General features: G+C 63.8%; 27 protein-coding genes and 2 pseudogenes. 19 read left to right on the top strand and 10 right to left on the bottom strand.

Features of this window, described 5'->3' with window-relative positions; genetic code table 11:
- Positions 1-25 precede the first annotated feature (25 nt).
- Together C4K38_RS11820 and C4K38_RS11815 are read right to left on the bottom strand one after the other, a co-directional pair.
- Positions 26-1444: a phosphatidylserine decarboxylase family protein gene (locus C4K38_RS11820; protein WP_053278488.1), complete on the bottom strand. Its 1419-nt coding sequence runs from the start codon at positions 1442-1444 to the stop codon at positions 26-28.
- Positions 1445-1731: 287 nt separating this feature from the next.
- Positions 1732-2658, bottom strand: coding sequence for a LysR family transcriptional regulator (locus C4K38_RS11815; protein WP_053278487.1), 927 nt, complete (start codon positions 2656-2658; stop codon positions 1732-1734).
- A gap of 146 nt (positions 2659-2804) precedes the next feature.
- On the opposite strand from C4K38_RS11815, the gene C4K38_RS11810 reads away from it, so the two are divergent.
- The 4 genes from C4K38_RS11810 to dsdC all read left to right on the top strand — a co-directional run bounded on the left by C4K38_RS11810 (position 2805) and on the right by dsdC (position 7117).
- Positions 2805-3209: a RidA family protein gene (locus C4K38_RS11810; RefSeq protein ID WP_053278486.1), complete on the top strand. Its 405-nt coding sequence runs from the start codon at positions 2805-2807 to the stop codon at positions 3207-3209.
- Between the two features lie 217 nt (positions 3210-3426).
- Positions 3427-4767 (top strand): GntT/GntP/DsdX family permease, encoded by a 1341-nt coding sequence (locus C4K38_RS11805; protein ID WP_053278485.1) that lies wholly within the window; start codon positions 3427-3429, stop codon positions 4765-4767.
- 25 nt (positions 4768-4792) lie between these two features.
- The gene (gene dsdA, locus C4K38_RS11800; RefSeq protein WP_053278484.1) at positions 4793-6145 is read left to right on the top strand and encodes a D-serine ammonia-lyase; all 1353 of its coding nucleotides are present in this window, start codon (positions 4793-4795) and stop codon (positions 6143-6145) included.
- Positions 6146-6169: 24 nt separating this feature from the next.
- Positions 6170-7117, top strand: coding sequence for a DNA-binding transcriptional regulator DsdC (dsdC, locus tag C4K38_RS11795; protein ID WP_053278483.1), 948 nt, complete (start codon positions 6170-6172; stop codon positions 7115-7117).
- Positions 7118-7148: 31 nt separating this feature from the next.
- On the opposite strand, the gene C4K38_RS11790 is transcribed toward dsdC, so the two are convergent.
- From C4K38_RS11790 to C4K38_RS11775, 4 genes and pseudogenes are all read right to left on the bottom strand, one after another.
- Positions 7149-7343, bottom strand: a complete 195-nt coding sequence (locus C4K38_RS11790; protein ID WP_007924891.1) for a DUF1289 domain-containing protein — start codon at positions 7341-7343, stop codon at positions 7149-7151.
- Between the two features lie 41 nt (positions 7344-7384).
- Positions 7385-7876, bottom strand: a complete 492-nt coding sequence (locus tag C4K38_RS11785; RefSeq protein ID WP_053278482.1) for a copper chaperone PCu(A)C — start codon at positions 7874-7876, stop codon at positions 7385-7387.
- A complete protein-coding gene (locus tag C4K38_RS11780; protein ID WP_007924889.1) occupies positions 7876-8481 on the bottom strand; it encodes an SCO family protein in 606 nt (201 codons plus the stop codon). Before C4K38_RS11780 ends, C4K38_RS11785 begins: the two co-directional genes overlap by 1 nt.
- Positions 8482-8649: 168 nt before the next feature.
- A pseudogene (locus C4K38_RS11775) lies at positions 8650-9009 on the bottom strand (hypothetical protein).
- Positions 9010-9172: 163 nt separating this feature from the next.
- On the opposite strand from C4K38_RS11775, the gene C4K38_RS11770 reads away from it, so the two are divergent.
- The 3 genes and pseudogenes from C4K38_RS11770 (at position 9173) to C4K38_RS32885 (ending at position 12511) form a co-directional block, all read left to right on the top strand.
- Positions 9173-10618: a SulP family inorganic anion transporter gene (locus C4K38_RS11770; protein WP_053278481.1), complete on the top strand. Its 1446-nt coding sequence runs from the start codon at positions 9173-9175 to the stop codon at positions 10616-10618.
- A 264-nt stretch (positions 10619-10882) separates the two neighbouring features.
- A pseudogene (locus C4K38_RS32890) lies at positions 10883-11605 on the top strand (MCP four helix bundle domain-containing protein); the annotation flags it as partial.
- 42 nt (positions 11606-11647) lie between these two features.
- Positions 11648-12511, top strand: coding sequence for a methyl-accepting chemotaxis protein (locus tag C4K38_RS32885; protein WP_394327671.1), 864 nt, complete (start codon positions 11648-11650; stop codon positions 12509-12511).
- 37 nt (positions 12512-12548) lie between these two features.
- On the opposite strand, the gene C4K38_RS11760 is transcribed toward C4K38_RS32885, so the two are convergent.
- Positions 12549-13883, bottom strand: a complete 1335-nt coding sequence (locus C4K38_RS11760; RefSeq protein WP_053278479.1) for an aminotransferase-like domain-containing protein — start codon at positions 13881-13883, stop codon at positions 12549-12551.
- 127 nt (positions 13884-14010) lie between these two features.
- On the opposite strand from C4K38_RS11760, the gene C4K38_RS11755 reads away from it, so the two are divergent.
- A complete protein-coding gene (locus C4K38_RS11755) occupies positions 14011-14907 on the top strand; it encodes a DMT family transporter (protein WP_053278478.1) in 897 nt (298 codons plus the stop codon).
- A gap of 424 nt (positions 14908-15331) precedes the next feature.
- On the opposite strand, the gene C4K38_RS11745 is transcribed toward C4K38_RS11755, so the two are convergent.
- Complete coding sequence (locus tag C4K38_RS11745) at positions 15332-15661, bottom strand: hypothetical protein (protein WP_053278477.1); 330 nt, start codon at positions 15659-15661, stop codon at positions 15332-15334.
- A 104-nt stretch (positions 15662-15765) separates the two neighbouring features.
- The gene (gene gcvA, locus C4K38_RS11740) at positions 15766-16668 is read right to left on the bottom strand and encodes a transcriptional regulator GcvA (protein WP_053278476.1); all 903 of its coding nucleotides are present in this window, start codon (positions 16666-16668) and stop codon (positions 15766-15768) included.
- A gap of 153 nt (positions 16669-16821) precedes the next feature.
- Between gcvA and C4K38_RS11735 the strand changes: the two genes are divergently transcribed.
- From C4K38_RS11735 to C4K38_RS11725, 3 genes are all read left to right on the top strand, one after another.
- Positions 16822-17775, top strand: a complete 954-nt coding sequence (locus tag C4K38_RS11735; protein ID WP_025809705.1) for a DMT family transporter — start codon at positions 16822-16824, stop codon at positions 17773-17775.
- Positions 17776-17923: 148 nt separating this feature from the next.
- Complete coding sequence (locus tag C4K38_RS11730) at positions 17924-18355, top strand: hypothetical protein (protein WP_053278475.1); 432 nt, start codon at positions 17924-17926, stop codon at positions 18353-18355.
- 43 nt (positions 18356-18398) lie between these two features.
- Complete coding sequence (locus C4K38_RS11725; protein ID WP_053278474.1) at positions 18399-18893, top strand: PaaI family thioesterase; 495 nt, start codon at positions 18399-18401, stop codon at positions 18891-18893.
- Between the two features lie 6 nt (positions 18894-18899).
- Here the strand turns inward: C4K38_RS11725 and C4K38_RS11720 are convergent, their stop codons facing one another.
- Positions 18900-20123 (bottom strand): MFS transporter, encoded by a 1224-nt coding sequence (locus C4K38_RS11720; protein ID WP_053278473.1) that lies wholly within the window; start codon positions 20121-20123, stop codon positions 18900-18902.
- Between the two features lie 209 nt (positions 20124-20332).
- On the opposite strand from C4K38_RS11720, the gene C4K38_RS11715 reads away from it, so the two are divergent.
- Genes C4K38_RS11715 through C4K38_RS11680 form a run of 8 tightly spaced genes read left to right on the top strand, consistent with a single transcriptional unit; the run spans position 20333 to position 23665 of the window.
- Complete coding sequence (locus tag C4K38_RS11715) at positions 20333-21652, top strand: S-type pyocin domain-containing protein (RefSeq protein WP_053278472.1); 1320 nt, start codon at positions 20333-20335, stop codon at positions 21650-21652.
- 2 nt (positions 21653-21654) lie between these two features.
- Entirely contained in the window at positions 21655-21909 is a 255-nt protein-coding gene (locus C4K38_RS11710; protein WP_081001467.1) for a bacteriocin immunity protein, read from the top strand.
- A gap of 12 nt (positions 21910-21921) precedes the next feature.
- Entirely contained in the window at positions 21922-22200 is a 279-nt protein-coding gene (locus C4K38_RS11705) for a bacteriocin immunity protein (RefSeq protein ID WP_231998553.1), read from the top strand.
- A 4-nt stretch (positions 22201-22204) separates the two neighbouring features.
- Positions 22205-22477, top strand: a complete 273-nt coding sequence (locus C4K38_RS11700) for a bacteriocin immunity protein (protein ID WP_053278471.1) — start codon at positions 22205-22207, stop codon at positions 22475-22477.
- A gap of 7 nt (positions 22478-22484) precedes the next feature.
- A complete protein-coding gene (locus tag C4K38_RS11695; RefSeq protein ID WP_053278470.1) occupies positions 22485-22775 on the top strand; it encodes a bacteriocin immunity protein in 291 nt (96 codons plus the stop codon).
- Positions 22765-23025, top strand: coding sequence for a bacteriocin immunity protein (locus tag C4K38_RS11690; protein ID WP_053278469.1), 261 nt, complete (start codon positions 22765-22767; stop codon positions 23023-23025). Before C4K38_RS11695 ends, C4K38_RS11690 begins: the two co-directional genes overlap by 11 nt.
- Positions 23025-23279: a pyocin S6 family toxin immunity protein gene (locus tag C4K38_RS32765; RefSeq protein ID WP_053278468.1), complete on the top strand. Its 255-nt coding sequence runs from the start codon at positions 23025-23027 to the stop codon at positions 23277-23279. Before C4K38_RS11690 ends, C4K38_RS32765 begins: the two co-directional genes overlap by 1 nt.
- A gap of 47 nt (positions 23280-23326) precedes the next feature.
- The gene (locus tag C4K38_RS11680; protein WP_053278467.1) at positions 23327-23665 is read left to right on the top strand and encodes a DUF6572 domain-containing protein; all 339 of its coding nucleotides are present in this window, start codon (positions 23327-23329) and stop codon (positions 23663-23665) included.
- The last annotated feature ends 43 nt before the right edge of the window (positions 23666-23708 follow it).

Here is a 23708-nt window from a genome sequence, read left to right as displayed (position 1 = left end):
CGCGCCGTCGCTTGTACTCAGCGGCTCACTCCTTCGGCAACGCCGTGGCGATAATGCTACCCAAGGGCGTCGGTATCGGGTCGTTCTGATGTGCCACCGCATTCACCGCCCAGTCCTCCAGCTGCACCCGGTCCTTCTGGAAGATCATCATGTGGGTCGAACCGCCGAACTCGAAATGGCCGATCTCGGTACCGCGGGTGATATTCACCGGGGCGGCGCCTTCGTCGACGATGAACGGCGGCTCGATCACACAGGTCGAGACTTCGACCATGCCGATGCAGATCAGCGCGACATACCCGCAGGCCGGGTGCTCGAAGACAAAGATCGCCCGGGCGGCGACATGCCCCAGGTACGGCTGCGACTCGGTGCCCTCCCAGGTGCCCTCGCCTTCGCCCTGCCCCGGACGCTGGGCGAAATAGGTGCCCGGCTGCACCCAGGAACGCACCAGCTTGCCATCGAGCGGAGCGTTCCAGCGGTGGTAGTGGGTCGCCGACAAAAAGCCCTGGTAGGCCTGCCCGCCCTGGAACAGGCTGGCCCACTTATCCTGGCCGGCAAACAGGTCGAGCAGCGAGTAATTGACGTCCTTGATCCAGAACTCGGTCTCGAACGCCAGGTCGTTTTCGTACTGCCAGGGCGTGGTCTCGCAGCCGATATCGACCTGGGTGGCCGGGAGGCCCTTGAACGGCCGCGCACCGGGCACGAACTTGCGGATGAAGAACGCGTTCCAGGAATCGAAGCCGTAGCCGGGCAGGTTCGGGTCATACTCCATCTGCGTCCAGACCCCGGCCTCGTAGGCCGCCTTGGAGATCCACGAGCCTGCTTTTTCCGGGTCGTTGATATCCAGTTTGTCGAGGGAAGCGCTGCTCTTGAGGAAAGTATTCCAGGCGTTGAGCACCTTCTTGAACTGCTGGTTGAAGGTCGTGTCATGGAACACTGCCACACCCGCCTCGGTGCCCATCGACACCGCCAGGAAGGCGTTCATCGGCGTGCCGACCTGGGCCGTGGCGTTGAACGACGGGGAGGTGCTGATGATCTCGTTGAGGATCTCGAAAAAGCTGTCATAGCTGGCGATCCACAGCACATCGCCGTCCGAGTCCTTGATCTGTTCCTGGGTCGCCTCGTCCAGGGTCGCCACGTAGGCATTCGACTGTTCGATCATCGAATTGATCCACATGCGGTACACGCTGTTGTGGGTGACCCAGGTCTTGAACTCGATGATTTCCTTGCGCATCGGCGTCAGGGTGCCGGCCTTTTTCTTCTCGGCGATCAGGTCGCGCAGCGGCACCAGGAACTTGGCCGTGGCCCATACCCGGTTGGGCACCCAGAAGCCCATCTGGATCGGCCCGGCGTTGGCCAGCGTGAGGCGCTCGGCGCCGGTGCTTTCCAGGCGAGCCTGCCGCGAAGGCTGTTTGGGGTGGTTGAGTTGCTTGTCGTACTGAGTCATTTCTTTACTCCTTTAAAGAGGCGGCGCCCGGGCTGCGATGGCGCGGGCGCGACCAGACTGCGCTGAGGTACTGGCCAGCAAACGACTGCTCCAGCAGGCGCTCATGTCAGGGGGGCGACAAGGGTTGTGTAAGGGGGTGAACGACATTCCCTGTCCTTCTCGCAATGCCGGTCCCGGGCAGAATGCGGCGGCCGAACGGCCATCTACAGGCGCGACTTGCCTGCACAAGTAAAGCTGCTCTGGCGGGTTTCGGGGGGCCGGCTAAAAAATTCATCCAGCCGACCGCCTCACGCCCCCGCTCGGCTGGCGACCGGCGCATGCCGGGCCATCAGTTCCGCGACCCAGTCGATGAACACTCGCAGCTTGATGCTGATGTGCCGGTTGGGCGGAAACGCCACATAGATCGGCATCGGATCGAGCTGCCAGTCCTCGAACAGACGCACCAGCTCGCCCCGTTCCTGGTGCGCCCTGGCCATGTAGTCCGGCAGCCAAAGTATGCCCAGGCCCGCCAGGCCGGCGGCGAGGTAGGCATTGCCATCGTCGACCGCCAGCACGTAGCGGCCCTTGATCTGCAGACTCTCGCCGTGGCCGCGCATGGCATACGGCAAGGCCTTGCCGGTGCGCGCCCAGAGAAAGCCGACGATGCGATGCAAGGAATCCTCCAGCTCGCGCGGATGCGCGGGGGTGCCGAGGCGCTCCAGGTAGCTGGGCGCCGCATACACACCCAGCTGGAGATCGCCGATCCGCCGTGCCATTAGCGACTGGTCCGTCAGCTCGCCGCCGCGCACCACGCAATCCACATTCTCGCCGAGCACATCGACGATGCGGTCGCTGACGCCCAGGTCAATCTGGATGTCCGGGTAGCGGGCGTGAAACCCGGGCAGCGCCGGCACCAGGATCATGCTGGCCAGCGGGCTGGGCACATCCACCCGCAAGCGTCCCCTGGGCACCGCCGAGGCGCTGGACAGGCTGGTCTCGGCATCGTCGAGGTCGGCCAGCAGGCGCACCACGCGTTCGTAATACACTGCGCCGTCGGCCGTCAGGTGGACCCGGCGCGTGGTGCGGTTGAGCAACTTGACCCGCAAGCGTGCCTCCAGTTGCTGCACCAGTTGCGTCACGCTGGTCTTGCTCATGTGCAGCGTGTCGGCGGCCTTGGTGAAGCTGCCCGCCTCCACCACCCGGGCAAAGGCCTGCATCGCGTCAAATCGGTCCATTTCCACCCCGGCTAACCATCGGATTGTTTGGATTCTACAAACAGTGATGGCTACGGTTGCTCGTTTATCGGCCAGGCGCAAGTGCCTAGAGTCGGCTTCATCGTTCATTCCAGGTCGATTTCGACCCTTATCGATGGAGGCAACACATGACTCAGCGCGACGTGGTTTTTCCACCCGGACGCCAGGCGCTTTACCAGCGCAACCGCTACTCGCCAGCGATCCGCGCCAATGGTTTCCTGTTCGTTTCGGGGCAGGTCGGCAGCACCAGCGATGGCTCGCCCGAGCCGGACCTGGAGGCCCAGGTGCGCCTCGCGTTCACCAACCTCAACGCAATCCTGGCGGCCGCCGGCAGCTCCTTCGACGAGGTGATCGACGTCACCGTGTTTATCGTCGATCCCGAAACCCGCTTCGAAACCATCTGGAAGGTGGTGCCGGAATTCTGGGGCCAGGCGCCGCACCCGACGCTGACCGCCGTGGGCGTGACCTGGCTGTATGGCTTCGACTTCGAGATCAAGGTCATCGCCAAACTGCCGGAAAGCACCGCCGGCTGATTCACAACCCTCGACCGGGTCACGTCCGTGACCCGGGCTTCCACGGGCGGGCAGACCGGCCTTGCCCCCCATTCCCACACCCGTGCCCACGCCTGACCCAGCATCACCCATCTGCTGACCAATGATCTTTTGTCAGCCCCGCGCGCCCGATAGTTAACTCTCGCCCCGCGAAGTCCTTTGACGGACCCCGTCACAAAATCAATAAGAGGGTTGGCCGATGCAAAGCAGTGGCGCGTTGCTGTGGGTGTTGTTGGCCGCGATCGTGATGATCGTGGTGTTGATTGTCAGGTTCCGGGTGCATGCCTTTCTGGCGCTGATCGCCGCCTGCGGCCTGGTCGGGATGGGCTCGGGGATGCCCTTGAATGCCATGCTCGAATCCTTCCAGAAGGGCCTGGGCGATACCCTGGGGTTTCTCGCCGCGATCATCGGGCTGGGCAGCATCCTGGGCAAGATGCTCGAGGAATCGGGAGGCGCCGAACGCATCGCCCAGACCTTGCTCGACACCCTGGGCGAGCAGCGCGCGTCCTGGGTGATGATGCTGGTGGGGTTCATCGCCGGCATCCCGGTGTTCTTCGAGGTCGGCTATATCCTGCTGATTCCCCTGGTGTACGTGGTGGCCAAGGAAACCCGGCTCAACCTGCTGTACCTCGGCGTGCCGCTGGCGGTGTCGCTGATGTGCGTGCACTGCATGCTGCCGCCCCACCCCGCGGCCATGGCCATTACCCACTTGCTGGGGGCCGACGTTGGCAAGGTGATCCTCTACGGCCTGATCGTCGGCCTGCCCACCGCCATAGTCGCCGGGCCGCTGTGGATCCGCCTGGTGGCGCGCAGCCGGGCCGAACCCTGGCAGGCGGCCTTCCTCGAAGAACGTTGCGAGGCCCGTGGCGCGCGAGTGCTGCCGGGCTTCTGGCTGACCCTGCTGACCATCCTGCTGCCGCTGCTGCTGATGATCGGCAAAACCTTCGCCAGCGCCCTGCCCGCCGGCTCGACCCTGTCCGTGCTGCTGTCGTTCTTCGGCAACCCGCTGGTGGCGCTGCTGATCGCCGTGGCCTTCGCCTACTGGTCCCTGGGCCTGCGCCGTGGCTTGTCCATGTTGGACCTGCTGGGGCACACCCAGAAAAGCCTGCCGCCGCTGGCCAGCATCCTGCTGATCATCGGTGCCGGCGGCGCCTTCAACGGCATCCTGATCGACAGCGGCGTGGGCAAGGTGCTGGCCGACTCCCTGACCCGGCTGGACATCAACCCGGTGGTGCTGGCCTGGCTGGTGGCCGGCCTGATGCACTTCGCGGTGGGCTCGGCCACCGTGGCCATGATGAGCGCCGCCGCCATCGTGCTGCCAACCCTGGGCGTCGACTCCGGCTACAGCAAGGAGATCATCGTGGTCGCCATCGGCGCCGGGGCCATCGGCTGGACCCACGTCACCGACTCGGCCTTCTGGGTGGTCAAGGAATACCTCGGGGTGTCGCTGGCCGACGCGCTCAAGACCTTCACCAGCGCCACGGTCCTGGCTTCGGTGGTGGCCCTGCTGCTGACCCTGGGCCTCGCTCATTTCATTTAAAACCTTTGCCACAGGAGTCATCCCCATGATCGCAGGCCAGCCACTCGCTACCTGGACCCGCCGCTACCCGCTGCTCGAAGAGCTGATGGCATTGCGCGAAACCACTTGGTTCACCCCCACCCGCGCGCCCCTGGCCGATGGCCTGAGCGATCTTGCGCTGACAGCCGCCGACGTGGCCGACGCCAGCGCGCGTCTCGGGCGTTTCGCCGCCTACTTTCGCGTGGCCTTTCCCGAGACCTTGGCCAACAACGGCATTCTCGAATCGCCGATCCAGCCGCTGCCGGCCTTGCAGGCGGTGCTGGCCAGTCGTTACGGCCAAGCCCTGCCCGGCGCGCTGTGGATCAAGCAGGACAGCCACCTGCCGATCTCCGGGTCGATCAAAGCCCGCGGCGGTATCTATGAAGTACTCAAGCATGCCGAACGCCTGGCCCTGGAAGCCGGCCTGTTGCGCCTGGACCAGGACTACAGCGTGCTCGACTCGCCCGAGGCCCGAGCGCTCTTCAGCCACTACCGAATCGCCGTGGGCTCCACCGGCAACCTGGGCCTGTCCATCGGCCTGATGGGCGCCCGGCTGGGGTTCCAGGTCACGGTGCACATGTCCGCCGACGCCCGCCAATGGAAGAAAGACAAGCTGCGCGCCCATGGGGTGAATGTCATGGAATACCAGAGCGACTACAGCATCGCCGTGGCCCAGGGGCGGCAACAGGCCTGCGCCGATCCGGCCTGTCATTTCGTCGATGACGAGAACTCCACCGATCTGTTCCTCGGCTACGCCGTGGCTGCCGAGCGCCTGAGCCGGCAACTGCAACAGGCCGGGGTCCGGGTCGATGCCCAGCACCCGCTGTTCGTCTACCTGCCCTGCGGCGTCGGCGGCGGTCCTGGCGGCGTGGCGTTCGGCTTGAAGCTGGCGTTCGGCGACTCCGTTCACTGTATATTTGCCGAGCCCACCCATTCGCCGTGCATGCTGCTCGGGGTGCACACCGGGCTGCATGACGAGGTGTCAGTGCAGGACTTCGGCATCGACAACCTCACCGCCGCCGACGGCCTGGCCGTCGGGCGCGCCTCGGGTTTTGTCGGCCGCGCCATGCAGCGGCTGATCGAGGGGTACTACACGGTCAGCGATGACGAACTGCATGCCCTGGTCTGGCTGATGGGCAAGCACCAACAGCTGCACCTGGAGCCTTCGGCGGTGGCCGGTGTCCCGGGTATCGCCCGCGTGCAGGCACAACGTGACCAGTACCTGCGGCGCAGCGGCATGAGCGCCGAGGCTTACGCCCGGGCCACCCACCTGGTCTGGGCCACGGGCGGCAGCATGGTTCCGGACACCGAGATGCAGGCCTATCTGGCGCAAGGCGCCCGGGTGCTGCAAGGCTCATAACAGACCGACAGGAGAAGCGCCGGCTTGTACAACCTACCGCCCCGACTGGATGCCAAGCTCAACAGCAGCCAGTTCTCGAACCTGTTCACCTTCCAGGTCGCGGCCCGCCACCTGAGCTTCAGCAAGGCCGCCGATGAGTTGTGCCTGACCGCCAGCGCGGTCAGCCATCGCATCGCCCGGCTGGAGGCGGAGCTGTCGATCCAGCTGTTCCGCCGGCTGACCCGGCGGGTTGAACTGACCGAGGCTGGCGAACGGATTTTCGAGATTCTCCAGCAAACCCTGGGCGACCTGTCCGAAATCCTGGCCCAGCCGGTCGACGCCGACCTGGCCGGGCCGCTGACCCTGTACGCCCACCCGTCCATCGCCCATTCCTGGCTGGTGCCGCGCCTGGCCGAGTTCGGCCTGCGCTTTCCCGGGGTCAGGCTGGACCTGCGGGTGGGCAACGACCGCATCGACTTCCGTACCCGGCAGATCGACCTGGCGCTGTACTACGGCAATGGTGAGTTCCATGGGCTGGTGGCGCACAAGCTGATGCAGGAGCGGGTCGCGCCGGTGTGCAGCCCGCAATACGCCGAGCGCCATGGTTTGATCGGGGCGGTCGAGCAACTGCAGCAGTGCACCCTGCTGCATGATTCGCTGGCCTGGGACCACGCCACCTTCGACTCCGAATGGGCGCTGTGGATTCGCCAGCATGGCAACGGCGTGCCCATGCCGAAACGCGGGGTGACTTTCGATCGCTCGGACCTTTGCGTCACCGCCGCCATCCACCATGCCGGCGTGGCGATCGGGCGCGAGCACCTGGTCAGCGAGGCAATCGGGCAAGGCAGGCTGGTGCTGCCGTTCACCGGGTTTACCCGCAGCGGCGAATACGACTACTACATCGTCCATCCGACACTGGAGGCCATGCCGCGACGGGTCTCGGCCTGTATCGCCTGGTTGCAGGAGTGTGCGGCGCAAACGCCGGGAGTCTGAACGCCGGCACGCAATGGCCGGCCGGGGAAAATCAGCGGCTGGCGCCGCCGCCTTTCTTGCGCAACGCCTTCAAGCGCTGGCTCGCCCGCTGCACCGCCGCCATCTTTTCCGGGCGTTTCATGCGCTTCCATTGGCGGATGTCGTCCTTGCTGCGCCCGCAACTCAGGCACAGGTCGCCGCTCAACTGGCAAACGGCGATACAGGGGTTGTCGATTTCCTTGGCCATGCTTCAGCCTGGCTGTCGGTCGTCGCAGGTGCCACTGACCATCAATGCTGCATCTTGCTGTGGTCGGGCATGTTCAGCGCGCGGGCCTGGGCCTCGACCTTGATCGACTCTTTCTCGCCCTTGGCATTTTCCACCACCAGGGTCAGCGGCACCTTGTCGCCTTCCTTCACCTGGGCCACCAGGTCGATCAGCATCACGTGATAACCATGGGGGTCCAGGGCCACGGCCTTGCCGGCCGGCAAGGCAACGAAGTCCGCCGGGCGCATGCTCATCACATCGTTGTGCATGCTCGACTGGTGAATCTGCACGATCTTGGCCACCGGCGACTCGACGCTGAGCAGCTTGCTGTCATCGCTGGCGGTCAGGGTCATGAAGGCCCCGGTCGCCTGTTGCCCGGCGACGGTGGCGCGTACCCAGGCGTCGTCGACCTGGGTCTGGGCCCCGGCCTGGCCAGCCAGGCCCAGCAGGGACAGGCCGATCAGGATGCGTTTGGCGCGTTGGGCGATAGCGGTTTTATTCAGGGCCGGGTACATCAGCAGACCTCCATGACGGTCAGTAGATCTTCCGCGCACTCTTGCGCGGTAAGCGATTGGGACAAGCCAAGGCGCAACGTGCCCCGGGAGTCGTAGACAAAACTGGTGGCGGTGTGGGACAGGGTGTAGGTCGAACCGCTGGGGATCTTCTCGTAGAACACGTCGAATTCCTTGGCCGTGGCCGCGGTCTGCTCCAGCGTGCCGTACAGCGCGACGAACGACGGGTCGAAGGCCTTGACGTAGGCGTCGAGGACCTCCGGGGTATCCCGCTCGGGGTCCAGGGTGATGAAGATCACCTGCAGGCGGTCGCCGTCCCGGCCCATCAGTTTCTTGGCCTGGGCCGCGCGGGCCAGCGTCGTGGGGCAGATGGCCGGGCACTGGGTGAAACCGAAGAACACCATCGGCATCAGGCCACTATAGCTCGAGAGCGTCCTGACGTTGCCCTCGGTGTCCTTCAGCTTGAAGGTACGGCCCATGATCTTGTCGCTCAGATCCTTGCCATATTTGTACGACAACTGACCCCGGGTATCGCAGCCGGCCAGGAGACCGAGACCCAACACCCCCATACCTGCAATCACCTCGCGGCGACTCAACAAAACACTCATTCGTTACCGCCCTTTGAGGAGCCGAAAATCCAGATGACCCGCCGGGCGGCTCATCCGTAAAAGCCACGCATGGTAGCAAAACGCGGCGGCCCTCTTCCTGCCAAATGGATGACAGGTTGTGTGCGACCATGGTCGGGTGCGGCGTTTAGCCGCGCTTTTCAGCGGCTCTCAGCCCAGCCGCGCCAGGCGTTTTTGCCAGTTGCCGCCATTGATGCGCTGGCATTGCTCTTCGCTGTCGTACCGCACATGGGCCGCCAGCGCCCGCAACTCCACGCCGGCTTCATGCAGGGCCATGGCCGTCAGTTCGAGCATGCGTTCGCCCTGCCCGCTGGCCAGGGCCTGGGTCTTGCTGGCCTGGGTGTCGAAGACCCACACCACCCTCAGGCTGGCGGGAAACGCCGCGTAATCGAGCACATGGGTCAGTCAGGAGAAGCCGACGATTTGCGCCTTGGCGGTTTCGCAGGCGTCGGTGAGGCTGGCGACCAGGCGGCGTTCGAGACGCGCCTGCTCGCGTTTGCTTGATGGCATGGAGGCTCCTTGGCTGGCCGGGGTTGTGCTGCTGCGGGCGCGCAGTCTTGCCGCGCTCGCCCGTCAATACAAGCCCCGGGTGGCCGGCACGACAGCTATTCCGTAACATCCGCCGCCTTCTCCACAATCCCCGGCCACTGCTGGCCACCCTTTCAGGTAAACCATGAAACCCGCTCGCCTTCGCGCCGACGTCCTGGCCGGACTCACCACCGCTTTCGCCCTGGTGCCCGAGTGCATCGCCTTCGCCCTGGTCGCCCACCTCAACCCGCTGATGGGCCTGTATGGCGCCTTTATCATCTGCACCCTGACCGCCCTGTTCGGCGGCCGCCCGGGGATGATTTCCGGCGCCGCCGGGTCGATGGCGGTGGTGATCGTCGCGCTGGTGGTGCAACACGGCGTGCAGTACCTGCTGGCCACGGTGCTGCTGGGCGGGCTGGTCATGATCGCCTTCGGCCTGCTGCGCCTGGGCAAGCTGGTGCGGATCGTGCCGTATCCGGTGATGCTCGGCTTCGTCAACGGCCTGGCGATCATCATTGCCCTGGCCCAGCTGGAGCACTTCAAGACCGATGAACACTGGCTCGGCGGCACTCCCCTGTGGCTGATGCTCGGGCTGGTGGCGCTGACCATGGCGATCGTCCACTGGCTGCCGCGCCTGAGCCGCGCGGTGCCGCCGGCGCTGGTGGCGATCCTCGGAGTCGGCCTGCTGGTCCACCTGCTGGGCCTGCCAACCCGCACCCTGGGCGACATGGCCCATATCGCCGGCGGCCTGCCAAGCCTGGTGCTGCCGGAGATTCCATGGAACCTGGAAACCCTGGGCATCATCGCCCCCTACGCCTTCCTGATGGCCATGGTCGGTTTGCTGGAAACCCTGCTGACCCTCAACCTCACCGACGAAATCACCGAGAGCCGCAGCTTCCCGGACCGCGAGTGCGTGGCCCTGGGCGCGGCCAATATCGCCTCCGGCCTGTTCGGCGGCATGGGCGGTTGCGCAATGATCGGCCAGACCGTGATCAACCTCAGTTCCGGCGGCCGCGGCCGGCTGTCCGGGGTGGTCGCCGGGGTGATGATCCTGCTGTTCGTGCTGTTCCTCTCGCCCCTGATCGAGCGCATTCCGCTGGCGGCGCTGGTCGGGGTGATGTTCGTGGTGGCCCAGCAGACCTTCGCCTGGGGCTCGCTGCGGGTGCTGCACAAAGTGCCGCTGAACGACATGCTGGTGATCGTCGCGGTGACCATCATCACCGTGTTCACCGACCTCGCCATCGCGGTGCTGTGCGGCATCGTCATCGCCGCCCTCAACTTCGCCTGGCAGCATTCGCGCGAACTCTACGCCGACAGCCACGAGGAAGCCGACGGCAGCAAGCTGTACCGGGTCCACGGCACCCTGTTCTTCGCCTCGACCACGCCCTTCCTCAACCACTTCGACCCGGCGGGCGACCCGGCCCAGGTGACCCTCGACTGCCGCCACCTGAGCTTCGTCGACTACTCGGCCATCGCCGCCCTGAAAACCCTGCGCGAACGCTACAGCAAGGCCGGCAAACACCTGCGGGTGACCCACCTGTCCGAACGCTGCAAGCAGTTGCTGAAACGCGCGGGCATCCAGCAGGGTTAAGCCCCTCGAGGTGGAGCCGCGCGCTCCACCTCGCCGACGCCATCGATATCACTGTGATATCATCGCCACCTCTCCGGCCGGGGCCCGGGCAACCCCGCCCACACCGGAAGACCCCATAAAAGAAGGCGCCACGATGCGCCTCCCGCCTGCCTTGCCTGCAAGAACCGACGACGCCCCGGAGCCTTTCCGAGCGCGCGCCGCTCTGCTGCGAACCTGCCGGATGCCGCGCAGGTTGTGCCTTTTGCCGCCACAAGGAACACAGTCATGCTTTTACGATCGATGAACATTTCCCGCCGTGCAGGCCTCAGCTTTGCCCTGATCGCGCTGCTGGCGGTTGCGCTCGGGACCTTCTCCCTGCTGGAAATGCGGCGCATGAACGAGCAGTCGCTCGAGGTCGACAGGAACTGGCTGCCCTCGATCGTCGCGGCCAACGCCATGGCCCTGACCAGCACCCAGATCCGCACCCTGACCCTGCGCCAGCTGGTGGTACGCGACAGAAGCGACGTCGAGGCCCTGCTGGACCGGATCAATCAGCTCGAAGAGCAATTGTCGGCCCAGCAACTGGTCTACGAAAAGCTCAGTATCGCCCCCGAGGAAAAGGCCGCGTACGCGCGCTTCCTTGGCGTCAAGGCGCTGTACCTCAAGGACCAGCAGCGCGTCCTCGACCTGGCGCGCCAGGGGCGCAAGGACGAGGCGATCGCGATCGTCGACGGCGGCCCCTTCCTGGCCAATGCCGACGCCATGCTCAAGGAGCTGCTGACCGTGGTCGAGGTGAATACCCACGGTGGCGAAGCGGCGGCCGCGCGCAGCAATGATGTGTTCCAGAGCGCCGTCAGGTTGGTGCTGACGATCCTGGTCATAGTGCTGGTGCTGACCGTCGGCTTGGCCATAGTGCTGACCCGCAGCATCGTGCGGCCGCTGAGCCAGGCCGTGGAAGTCGCCGAGACCATCGCCAGCGGCGACCTGTGCCATGCCATCAGCGTGACCGGCAACGACGAACCGGCGCGCCTGCTGCACGCCCTGCAACGCATGCAGAACAGCCTGCGCAGCACCCTGCAGAAGATCGCCGATTCCTCCAGCCAACTGGCCTCGGCCGCCGAGGAATTGCATGCGGTGACCGAGGACTCCAGCAAGACCCTGCACCAGCAGAGCAACGAACTGGAACAGGCCGCCACCGCGGTCAACGAGATGACCGCGGCCGTGGAAGAAGTGGCGCGCAACGCCGTCAGCACCTCCGAGGCATCCCGGGAAACCGACACCACCGCCCACCACGGCCGGCAGCAGGTGCAACACACGGTCGACTCCATCGGCGACCTGGCCGACGAGGTGACCCGCACCTGCGAGCAGGTCGAACACCTGGCGGTGGATGTGCGCAATATCGGTCAGGTCCTGGAGGTGATCCGCTCGATCGCCGAACAGACCAACCTGCTGGCCCTCAACGCGGCCATCGAGGCGGCCCGGGCCGGCGATGCCGGACGGGGTTTCGCCGTGGTCGCCGATGAGGTGCGGGCCCTCGCCCATCGCACCCAGCAGTCGACCCAGGAAATCGAAAGCATGATCAACACCATCGAAGAAGGCACCGAAGGCGCGGTGAGCGCCATGCGCCACAGCAACGAGCGCGCCCACCTGACCCTGGAAGCCGCCCGCGCCTCAGGCCTGGCCCTGGACCAGATCACCCAGGCCATCACCTCGATCAACGAACGCAACATGGTGATCGCCAGCGCCAGCGAAGAGCAGGCCCAGGTCGCCCGCGAGGTCGACCGCAACCTGGTGAATATCCGCGACCTGGCGACCCAGACCTCGGCCGGGGCCAACCAGAGCAACGCCGCCAGCCAGGACCTGTCACGCCTGGCGGTGGAACTCAACGGCCTGGTGACCCAGTTCAAGGTCTGACGGCCGAAGGCTCCCGCGCCGTGCCGCGCGGGAGCCTTCAATAGGCGTATTGACCAATCACCTGCCGCACCCGCTCCAACGCCACCCGCAATTGATCCATATCGACCGAACCCAAGGCCAAACGGATGGCGTGGGGCACCGGCGCGGCGCTGACAAAGGGCTCGGCGGTGGACACCGAGACCTTTTCCCGCAGCAAGGCCATCGCCACCTGATCGGCGCGCACCTCCTCGGGCAGCGGCAGCCAGAGGAAATAGGACGCCGGATGCCCGATGTACGCCAGGCCGGCCAGCACCTCCCTGGCCAGGTTCTGGCGGGTTCTCGCGTCCTGGCGTTTCTCGGCTTCCAGGCGTTGCACCGTGCCGTCGTCGATCCAGTTGCAGACCAGCGCCGTCATCACCCCCGGGGTGTTCCAGGTGGTCGCGCGGATCACCCGTTCGATCGGCGGCACCCAGGCCGGCGGCGCGACGACAAAACCGACCCGCAGCCCGGTGGCGACATTCTTGGAAAACCCCGACACATACACCGTCAGCTCCGGCGCCAGGGCCGCCAGAGGCGCGGGTGGATTCTCGGCGAGAAAGGCATAGGCGGCGTCCTCGATAATCAGCAGCCGATGCTGCCGGGCTATGTGCACCAGACGCTCGCGCCACGCCAGGTCCAGCACCCAGCCCATGGGGTTATGCAAGGTCGGCATGGCATACACCGCCCGCACCCGCCGGCTGCGGCATAGCTGCTCGAAGGCCTGCAGATCGGGGCCGTGCTCGGTCAGGGCAATCGACACCAGCTCCACGCCGTGGGCGTCGGCCACCACCTTGAACCCCGGGTAGGTCAGGGCATCGGTGGCCACCACATCACCGGGCTTGAGCAGCGCCATCACCGTGGTCGCCAGGCCGTGCTGGGCGCCGCTGACGATCGACACCTGGTCTGCGTCCACCTGCAACCCGCGACACGCCAGGTGCCGGGCCACGGCGGCCCGCTCATGGCTGCGGCCACTGTGGGGCTGGTAGCGCAGCAGCGCCTCCAGGTCACCGGCAGCCGCCAGCTGGCGCAGGCCGCCGCGCAGCACTTCGGCCTGCCCGGGCAACGCCGGATAGTTGAAATTGAGATCCAGGGTGCCCGCCGCGGTCGCCTGCTGGTCGATGCCCTGCCCCGGTGGCAGCGCGGTCTCGCGGACAAAGGTGCCGCGCCCGGTCTCGCCACTGATCAGGCCCATGGCCTCCAGTTCGGCATAGACCCGCGATGCCGTCACCAGGGCCAGCCCTTCCCTGGCGGCCAGTTCACGGTGGGTGGGCAAGCGGGTGCCGGGCGGCAATGCACCGCCACGGATATCGGCGGCAAAACCATCGACCAGTTGTTTGTAGCGGGCACGGGCCATAGCGGGATGTATCCATGACAATATTTTGATTGTATTGCTTAGCACTCCTAGGATGGGGCCTGAGCAGCCCAGGCACAATCTCGCCCTGAAGCGCGGCGCTTACCCTTGAACAGAGCTGAGCCCCTGAATGGAACGGACATCATCCCTGCCACACCCCAGCACCCAAAAAGCCGCGAGCGGCTGGCTCAACGGCTTTATCGGCGTGCTGATTTTCAGCGGCTCGCTGCCGGTCACCCGGATGGCCGTGCTGGAGTTCGACCCGCTGTTCCTGACCGTGGCCCGCGCCAGCATCGCCGGAGTCCTGGCCTTGTGCCTGTTGCTGCTGTTCCAGGAAAAACGCCCGAGCAGAAACCAGCTGTGGCCCCTGGCGATAGTCGCCCTGGGCGTGGTGCTGGGCTTTCCCCTGCTGACCGCGCTGGCCTTGCAGTATGTGACCTCGGCCCACTCCATCGTCTTCCTCGGCCTGCTGCCCCTGGCCACCGCGGTGTTCGGCGTGCTGCGCGGCGGCGAACGGCCGCGGCCGGTGTTCTGGCTGTTCTCGGTGCTGGGCAGCCTGCTGGTGGTGGGGTTTGCCCTGTCCCAGGGGCTGAGCGCGTCACCGGCCGGAGACATCCTGATGCTGCTGGCGATTCTGGTGTGCGGCTTGGGCTACGCCGAAGGCGCCAAGCTCTCCCGGACCCTGGGCGGCTGGCAGGTGATCTCCTGGGCTTTGGTACTGGCGTTGCCAGTGATGGTGGTGCTGAGCCTGTTGCGGGCCCCGCCTTCGTTTAACGGCATCACCCTGCCCGCCTGGCTGAGCCTGGCGTACGTCGCGCTGTTCAGCATGCTGATCGGCTTTGTCTTCTGGTATCGCGGGCTGGCCCAGGGAGGGATCGCCGCCGTCGGCCAGTTGCAATTGCTGCAACCCTTCTTTGGCCTGGCCCTGGCCGCCACCCTGCTGCATGAACAGGTCAGCCTGGGCATGCTGGGAGTGACCCTGGCAGTGATTTTGTGCGTGGCCGGGGCGAGGAAGTTTTCGAAATAGCGGTTCGGCCCACCTCAGAGAGACTGGGCCGGCCTGAGGTTTCCCCTCAGACCGGGGAGATGGTCGCCAGCAGACCAATCGCAATGGTCAGCGCCAAGAATCCAAACAAGAAAATCGCCATCTTCGCCATAAAGGCCTCCTGAACAATAGGTTTTCGCCAACGCGAAAAGCAGAACGCCGCCTCAGGCTCCAGCCGGCAGGCCGGTGCGCCTGAGGGGTGCGTCATTGTCAGGCCGGATCTGATCCCGATACAGATGCAGGTGACGAAGAAAAATACGGATCAGATGACGACGGGCTCTGCCGGCTCAGGGGCCAAAGGTCCGGGGACAGGAGGCAAAGCCGTCATGCCCCGGTCCAGGATCGCCGACGCCCACGCCAGCATGGCAGCCTGGGCAACGCGGCAATTGCGCATGCCTCCCCTGGGTTATTTGCGCGCCAGCTTGTAGCGCACGCAATCGTCGTAAAAACTCTGCCGCACCGTGGCCGGCTTGGCCCGCGAGGGGCTGTCGTAGGTCTGCTCGGTAATGCCCAGGGCCAGCATGCGCATCCAGCCCTTGGTGAACTTATAGGTCTGCAACTTCTGCCGCGCGGCATACAGCGAAACCCCCGACAGTTTCAGCTCCTGCGCCCGCGCCGCCGTCCCCGCGCCCCAACTGCACACATACCGGTCATTGGCCGGCAACTCCTTGCCCTCGGCCGCGACAGCCACGCTGACCAAGGCGAACGAGGTCAGCGTCATCCACACATTGCGCATTTTTCGATCTACCTAACCACCTGAAATTAAAGTGATTTTGGCGGTGATTTAGCGCTTGCGGGGCCAGCACGATGCCTGGTTGGAGAAGGCAATATGCCGCTCTTTTAATGGCCACTTACTTCACTGCTCGCGCCGCGGCCGGCCTCGGACAGCAACCACTGCCGCAGCGCCGCGACATTCGATCGCTCCAGGGCCGTGGCCGGATACACCAGGTAATAGGCCAGGTCACTGGCCACGCTCCGGGCAATTGGGGCCAGCAACAGGCCCTCGGCCAGCTCACGCTGGACCAGCGACAGGCGCACCAGAGCCACCCCCAGGCCGGCCTTGGCGGCCTCTATGGCGCCGTTGCTGTCGACGAACACCGTGCCCTGCCGGCCATCGACCCGGGAGGCCCCGGCGGCCTCCAGCCAAAGCTGCCAGTCATGCCGATGTTCATCGTGCAGCAGGCGCAGGTCCGCCAGGTCATCGACGCTGAGGCGGATGCGTTCGCCCAGCAGTTGCGGGCTGCACACCGGGATCAGTTCATCATCCAGCAAACGCTCGCTGACCAGCCCGTCGTAGCGTCCGAAGCCGTGGCGCACCGCTAGGTCCACGCCATCTCGGGCCAGGTCGACCTTGCGGTTCGAGGCGCTGATACGCACGTCCACCCCGGGCAACCGCGCCTCCAGCCCGCCCAGGCGCGGCACCAGCCACTGCATGGCGAAACTCGGCGTGCAACTGAGCACCAGCACATCCAGGCGCGCCCGCCCCAGCAGCTCCACCGTGGCCTCGCGCATCAGGCGAAAGGCCGTGCGCAAGGTGGCGAAGTACTGCTCGCCGGGCGCGGTCAGGATCAGCTGCCGCGGCCGGCGCACAAACAGCTGAATGCCCAGGGCCGCCTCCAGCTCCTTGATCTGCAGGCTGACCGCGCCGGGAGTGACGTTCAGTTCCCCGGCGGCCAGGGTCACGCTCAGATGACGCGCCGTGGCTTCGAACGCCCGTAACGCCCCCAGCGACGGCAAGTTCATATTCAAGGTTTAGCCCTCCTCAACCATCCAGCGAAAAATGCTCGTTTGTCAGTGCCCTCCGACTCTCAGAATAATTCGCCATAACCAGGTTTCAAGCTGACGCAAGCCAACGAGCACAACTCAATCATCGACAGTCACGCAGGAGAGACGGACATGGCCACGCAAAAAGTCATGGGAGTGGTGGAATGGGGCCAGTTGATCGCGCTGTCCATCCTCTGGGGCGGGTCGTTCTTTTTCGTCGGCATCGCGGTGAAGGAGCTGCCGCCCTTGACCATCGTCATGTGCCGGGTGTGCCTGGCCGCCCTCGCCCTGTTGGCGCTGATTCGCATCCTGGGCCTGTCGCTGCCCGGGGACAGGCGCATCTGGCTGGCCTTTTTCGCCATGGGCCTGCTGAACAACCTGATCCCCTTCTGCTTGATCGTCTGGGGCCAGACCCACATCGCCAGTAGCCTGGCCGCCATCCTCAATGCCACCACTCCTCTGTTCGCGGTGCTGGTGGCGCACCTGCTGACCGCCGATGAAAAGCTCACCGGCAACAAGCTGGCCGGGGTCATTGTCGGTTTTATCGGCGTGGCGCTGATGATCGGCATGGACGCCCTGGCCGGCCTGGGCGACAACCTCGGCGCGCAGCTGGCGGTGCTGGGGGCGGCGCTGTCCTACGCCTTTGCCGGCGTGTTCGGCCGGCGCTTCAAGGCCATGGGCGTGGCCCCGCTGATCAGCGCCACCGGCCAGATCAGCGCCTCCAGCCTGCTGTTGATGCCCCTGGCGCTGCTGGTGGACCGCCCCTGGACCCTGGCGGTGCCGAGCCTGGCCACCTGGGGCGCGCTGCTGGGCATCGCCCTGCTGTCCACGGCCCTGGCTTATGTGCTGTTCTTCCGGATTCTCTCCAGCGCCGGCGCCACCAACCTGATGCTGGTGACCTTCCTGATCCCCATCAGCGCCATCGTCCTCAGCGGCCTGCTGCTGGACGAGCACCTGCAGGCCAAGCATTTCCTGGGCATGACCCTGATCGCCCTGGGCCTGGCGGCCATCGACGGCCGCCTGCTGAACAGGCTGCTCAAGCCACGACCCGAAGATGCGGACAGCTTTCTCGGCAAGGATATCTAGCCCCCTCGACCCGCCAGGAGCCTTGTCCTAAAGCTCCTGGCACATGCACTCTCGCTCTCCCTCCGGGCAGAAAAGTACCCCCTGCAAGCGTCCGGCTGGTATCGTGCGGCCCTGTAAAAACACGCCGCATGACTTGAGGAAATGGACGTTGAGCACTGAAGAAAAACTGACCGGGGATCTGTTCGAAGTCGACAAGCGCCTGGGGCTCAAGCCCGTGGTGGACTTCAACACCTATCTGCGCACGGCCTTCGGCGACGGTAAATGCACCTGCGGTCGTTGTGTCGCCAGCGCGGGCGACGAGAGCGGTTATGCCTACCAGCACAGCTTCGACTTCGACGGCCGGACGACCCACCGCCGCTTCGCCACCACCGCGGGCAGCGACGTCCTGCTGGTGCTGAAAAAGGCCTGGCTGTCCTACACCAAGGCCGAGCTGGAAGTCAGCGGCAACCTGGCGCTGGACACCGTCAAGGAGTTCGTCGAACCGCAACTGCACAAGCGCCTACTGCCGCTGTTGCTGGCCAGCGGGCTGGTCAAGGAAGTCGAGGGCGATCTGCAGATCCAGGCCCAGGTCGCGGCCTGACCGCTTCGCCCGGACCCTCTCCAACAATAAAAAGGACAAACACATGCACCCACTCTCCCTGCAAGACAGCACCGCGCCGGACGGCGTTTGTTTTGGCTGCGGCAGCAGCAACCCCCATGGCCTGCACATCAAGAGCCACTGGCATGAGGATGGGGTGCATGTGATGGCCGAGCACCTGCCGGACAGCCAATACTGCGGCTGGCCCGAGCTGGTGTACGGCGGCCTGATCGCCATGCTGGTGGATTGCCACTCGAACTGGACCGCCATGGCCTACCACTACCGCACCGAAAATCGCGCCCTGGACAGCCAGCCGCGGATCAACTGCGTGACCGGCAACCTCGGCATCAAATTCATCAAGCCGACGCCGATGGGCGTGCCCCTGACCTTGCGCGCCAAGGTCGAAGGCGAACTCGGCCGCAAGAGCCGGGTGATCTGCGAGGTCTACGCTGGCAATGTGCTGACGGCGGTAGGCGACTCGATCTTCGTGCGGGTCGATACCGAGCAGTTGGCCGCGACGGCCCATGGACGGGAAGCCTGAGCCGGCTCAGACCAGCCGAGCATCCGCATCCAGGCCGCGCTGTACAGACCAGGACAGGGGCAACGTCAGCAGCAAGGTAGCCGCCAGCACCATCACCGCGACGGGCACGCCAGTGACGTCCCCCAGGCTGCCGAACAGCACCGGCGCCAGCGCCCCGCCGCCGATGGTGCCGGTATAGAAGATCGCGAACGCCTGCTCGCGCTTGCCCGCCCCCGCCAGATCCGGCACCGCGCCATAAAGCACCGACGAGGTGCCGTTCAACGCCAGCCCCAGCAGCGGCAGGACCGCCATCAGGCCCAGATAGGGTAAGTACACCGCCAGTACGATCAGCAGCGCCGTGGTGAACTCCGTGAGCCACACGGTCTTCATCATGCCGATGCGCGCGCCCAGGTAACCGCACAGCAACTTGCCGAAGGCCCCGCCGACAAACAGCAGGGTCAAGGCCAGGCCGATACCCGCCGTGCCGGCGCCCTTGGCCTTCAGCAGAAACGGCAGGAAGGTCAGGAAACCCATGCGTACCGCGCTGTCCAGGGTGCCGGTGACAATCAGCGCCCGCAGCCCGCTGGCCGAGCCTTTTCCGCTGATCGTCTTGGCGGTCTTTGCAGGCTTGGACGACTCCGCCGCCTGCGCCGGAATCAACCACCACAGCAACCCGGCGGCCGCCAGCCCGAGCAGCCCCATCAGGGTGACACTGGCGCGCCAGCTGAGCAGCGTCAGCAACAGGCCCACCAGCCCCGGAATCAGGGTCTTGCCGATATCGCCGGAAAAGTTGTACTGCGCCAACGCTTGCTTGACGCCGCCACCAGCCTCATGGGTATCGGTGATCATCGACGACGCCAGCGGATGCTGGGTACTTGCCCCCAGCCCACCCAACATCAGGGCCAACAGCAATACCGTCAGGCCCCCGGCCTGCCCCGCCAGCAGATAGGCCAACCCGGCCAGTGCGGTACCGCCCACCAGCAGACGCTCGCGCCCCCAGCGCCTGGCCGCGCGGCTGGCCAACAACTGAAAGCCGGCCATCATCCCCGAATAGGCCCCACGCAACAGCCCGACCTGGGCAAAGCTCAGGCCGAACTGGCTTTGCCAGATGGGCAGCAAGACATAGATCAGGTCGGTCAGGCCATCATGGATGGCATGGGCTCCACAGCCGGCAAACAACGACCGGCGACGGATCGAGGCCTCGTCGGCTGGTGGCTCGGTGAGAGCGAGTTCGTCCTTGAAGGTATTCATGGTGTCAGACGCGCTGAGTGGATAGGCGCTGGCATTTAAGCAGGAACCCAGTGCGGCAGCATAGATGGGCCGCCAGCCCACAAAAGTAAAGACTCGCCCTTCAAACCTTTCAGATTCCTCCCACAGTAATGCCCCGCCCTACCCAATAGGGTTGATGCCATCCCGCCTCCGGCTGGAAAACCGCAACGGATGGACAGGCAGAACGCTCGATGGCCCGCAACAGACTCTCCCCGATCAAGAATCCCCCTTCCGGCGACGGGCATCACGTCACCTATAGAGACATGACGCCCAGCGAACTGGCGGAGCAAGAGGCCAGGCAAAACGCCTATGAACGGATGCTGGCCCGCCAACAAGCTTATGCGGACAGCCTCGCCAGCCCACCCCGCAAGCAACAGGCGATTGCCGGCTGCACCTTCACCAAATCCTGCAAGCTGCCCGACGGGGTCATGGACTACCTCAGCCCATCCGGAGCAATCCCCACCGACGCCATCAAGGACTATGGCGAGCTTGTCTTGCTGGGTGGTCGTGGAGCCGACGCGACGGGGAATATCCCGCTCAAGAAAATCAGCGGCGGCGCCCTTCCCGCCGCGCTGGGCAGCCTTGCGCTGGGTGGCGAGGCCATGGCGTCCGCGGGGGCTGGCGCGGCAACCGGCGGAGTCGTCGCGGGTGCCCTGGCTGGCCTGGTGGCCATGCTCTGGCCGTCGAACCTGGGCGATAGCGCCTTGTACACGCCTGAGCAACTCGACGCCCTGAAGGAAGGCCGCACCCGCGTCCGCCTGCATATCGAACAACGGCCCGACGGCACGCTCAAGGGCTACGGCTATAACACGCAAAAGCAGCGTGGCTGGGAAATGGTCCCGGTGGTGCGCTTCGTTGCCAAAGGCCAGCAACAGGTGGCCGACTTCGGCGACGGCGTCACCCTGATCTGGACCCCAGCAGTCGACCCGTCCAGCACCTCCGGCATCCCCCCGCTGGAGGCCGCGCCCCAGGCCCCCCACATCTGGATCTTTCCGCCCACCGAACAGGCGGACACCATCATCGTCAACCCGGTCTACCCGCCGGAGTACAAGGACTTCATCCTGGTGTTCCCGCCGGGGTCTGGGGTTCAGCCGCTCTATATCGTGCTGAGCGTGCGCAAGACGCCCGGTACGGTTACGGGTCACGGGCAGGATATAGGTGGAGTCTGGCTTGCTGGGGCGGGCTCAGGGTTGGGCTCTCCGATACCCACGGAGATTGCCGATCAGTTGCGCGGGAAGGAGTTCAGAAGCTTTGATGCTTTTCGGGAGGCGTTTTGGAGGGCTGTAGGTAATGATTCAGAATTAAGAAGTCAGTTCAGAACAGTCAACCAAAAGCTGCTAGATAAAGGGTTTTCCCCATACACACCAGAAAGTGGTCGAGTGGGATCGCGAGAAAAGTACGAGCTACACCATCATGTCGAAATTGCCCAAGGGGGCGCTATTTACGATGTTGACAACCTGAGCGTAGCGACACCTAGAAGGCACATTGATATTCATAGAGGAACAAATTAAGCATGCTAAAAAACAGCATTTCTGATTACACAGAAAAAGAGTTCCTTCAACTTTTGACAGATATCTGCGAGGTCAACTGTCAAAGCGAGGAAGATCATTCCGCTTTAGTTCAGCATTTTCGGAAAATTTCAGAGCATCCCAAAGGCTCAGATCTGATTTTTTACCCCTCTGACGATGCTGATGACTCGCCAGAAGGAATCTTGAAAACAGTCAAAGAGTGGCGCAGGGCTAATGGCTTGCCAGGATTCAAATCGTGATGGCGTTTGGTGATGAGATTTACGACTGAGATGACCAGGTTCCCAGGCTCTCTACTTGAGTACACCGAAAGCGATTTTCTTAAACTGCTTGAAGAAATATGCAATGCGGTGGGCACGGAGAAATATCAGGATCAGCTGTTAGAGCACTTTATTGAAATGACCGGCAACCCGGCTGCATCTGACTGGATTTACTATCCCGAGGATGGCGAAGACGATTCGCCAAAGGGAATTTTGAAAACAGTCCAAGACTGGCGTAAGGCCAATGGCTTGCCGGGACTCAAGGAGTCATAAAGCAATGGCCTCAAAAAGTCGTCTTAATGAATGCACCCAAGCCGAGTTCATTAGCTTCATGCAGGTAATATTTACCGCAAATGGGAACGGCACTTCCGATGAAGTGCTGGATGACCTTCTGGACGAGTTCAGACGGCTTACCGAGCATCCAGACGGATCCGACCTGATCTACTGGCCGGAGGAGGAAACGCAATGCACCCCCGAAGGTATAACCAACACCGTTAAAGAGTGGCGCAAGGCTAATGGCTTGCCAGGGTTCAAAACGAGTGCTGAGTAGGCCAGCCATGACAAACACACTGATGAAAAACAGCTTCTCGGACTACACCGAGGCCGAATTCATCGAATTGTTAGAGGAGCTTCTCAAGGAAGATATGGAAGCCGAAATAGATATTCGTGCTGACGCACTTCTATTGCATTTCAAAAATATCAGCCAGCATCCGGCAGGCTCCGATTTGATTTATTACCCCGAAAACGGTTCGAGCGGGTCCCCCGAGGAAGTCACTCGAATCGTCAAAGAGTGGCGCAAGGCAAACGGCCTGCCAGGGTTCAAGACCCCATACAGCGATGACCATTAAAAAATCCATTACCGATTACACCGAGACCGAGTTCGTTAGCCTCATCCATAAAATACTTGCCATCAACGAAGCAAGTTCCGACAAGGACCTTGGCAAACTGCTGATGCAATTCAGACAGCTTAGCGAGCACCCAGACGGTACTGACCTTATCTTCTATCCAGAAGATGGGGCCGATGACTCCCCCGAGGGCATAACCAAGACCGTAAAAAACTGGCGCAGGGCCAACGGGCTACCAGGGTTCAAGTCGTGATGGTGTTTCGCACCGGAAAAGCCCCACTGAAATTCGAAATACACGGCGCACCTGCAAACAGTGACGACGCTGTATTCGAGACAAAACTACCGATTCTCACTACAGAAATACTGATGCCGATCATGGGTTGGCAGAGCGAAGCAGACGCCCTACATAGCTACCTCCTCACCCGAGAGCAAGCCAGAGCCATAGAACGCCTTACAGCCATCCCACTCCCCAAAGATCTGGAGCTGTACATCAGTTGCCACTGCTGACCAACGCTATATGGCTGGCCTGGCACGCCCTCCATGAAGGAAAAACCATGTCCATTCTGGATACCCGAGTCATCGACATTTGTGCTGTACCCGATTGGGAGCCAGACAAGGTGGTGCTGGTCATTACCGATCACCTGGAGTGGGGCAACAAGGCTGAACAAGGTGAGCATCTGCTGTTGCTTCAAGAAAAAATCAACACTTACATCGCCTTCATCGAAAGCGGTGAAATTCTGGAAAGCTACCCGGCAGCTAAAGGCAGATCTCCCATCATCCGCATCACCGGCCTGTATGAGCTGCCAGAGCAAGGCGAGCGCTTTGTAGACCGCGCTACGCAGGTATTGAAAGAAGTAGGTATTGGCCTTGAGTTTGTACTCAAAGAAGCGTGACCACCCGCTTGCCGAAAAGCGCAAGACTTCGCGCTGAAAAACC

The organism is Pseudomonas chlororaphis subsp. piscium (assembly GCF_003850345.1).
GTDB classification, from domain to species: Bacteria; Pseudomonadota; Gammaproteobacteria; order Pseudomonadales; family Pseudomonadaceae; genus Aquipseudomonas; species Aquipseudomonas piscium.
Note: the sequence above shows the minus strand (reverse complement) of the source record. Positions and strands in the feature narration are given on the sequence as shown.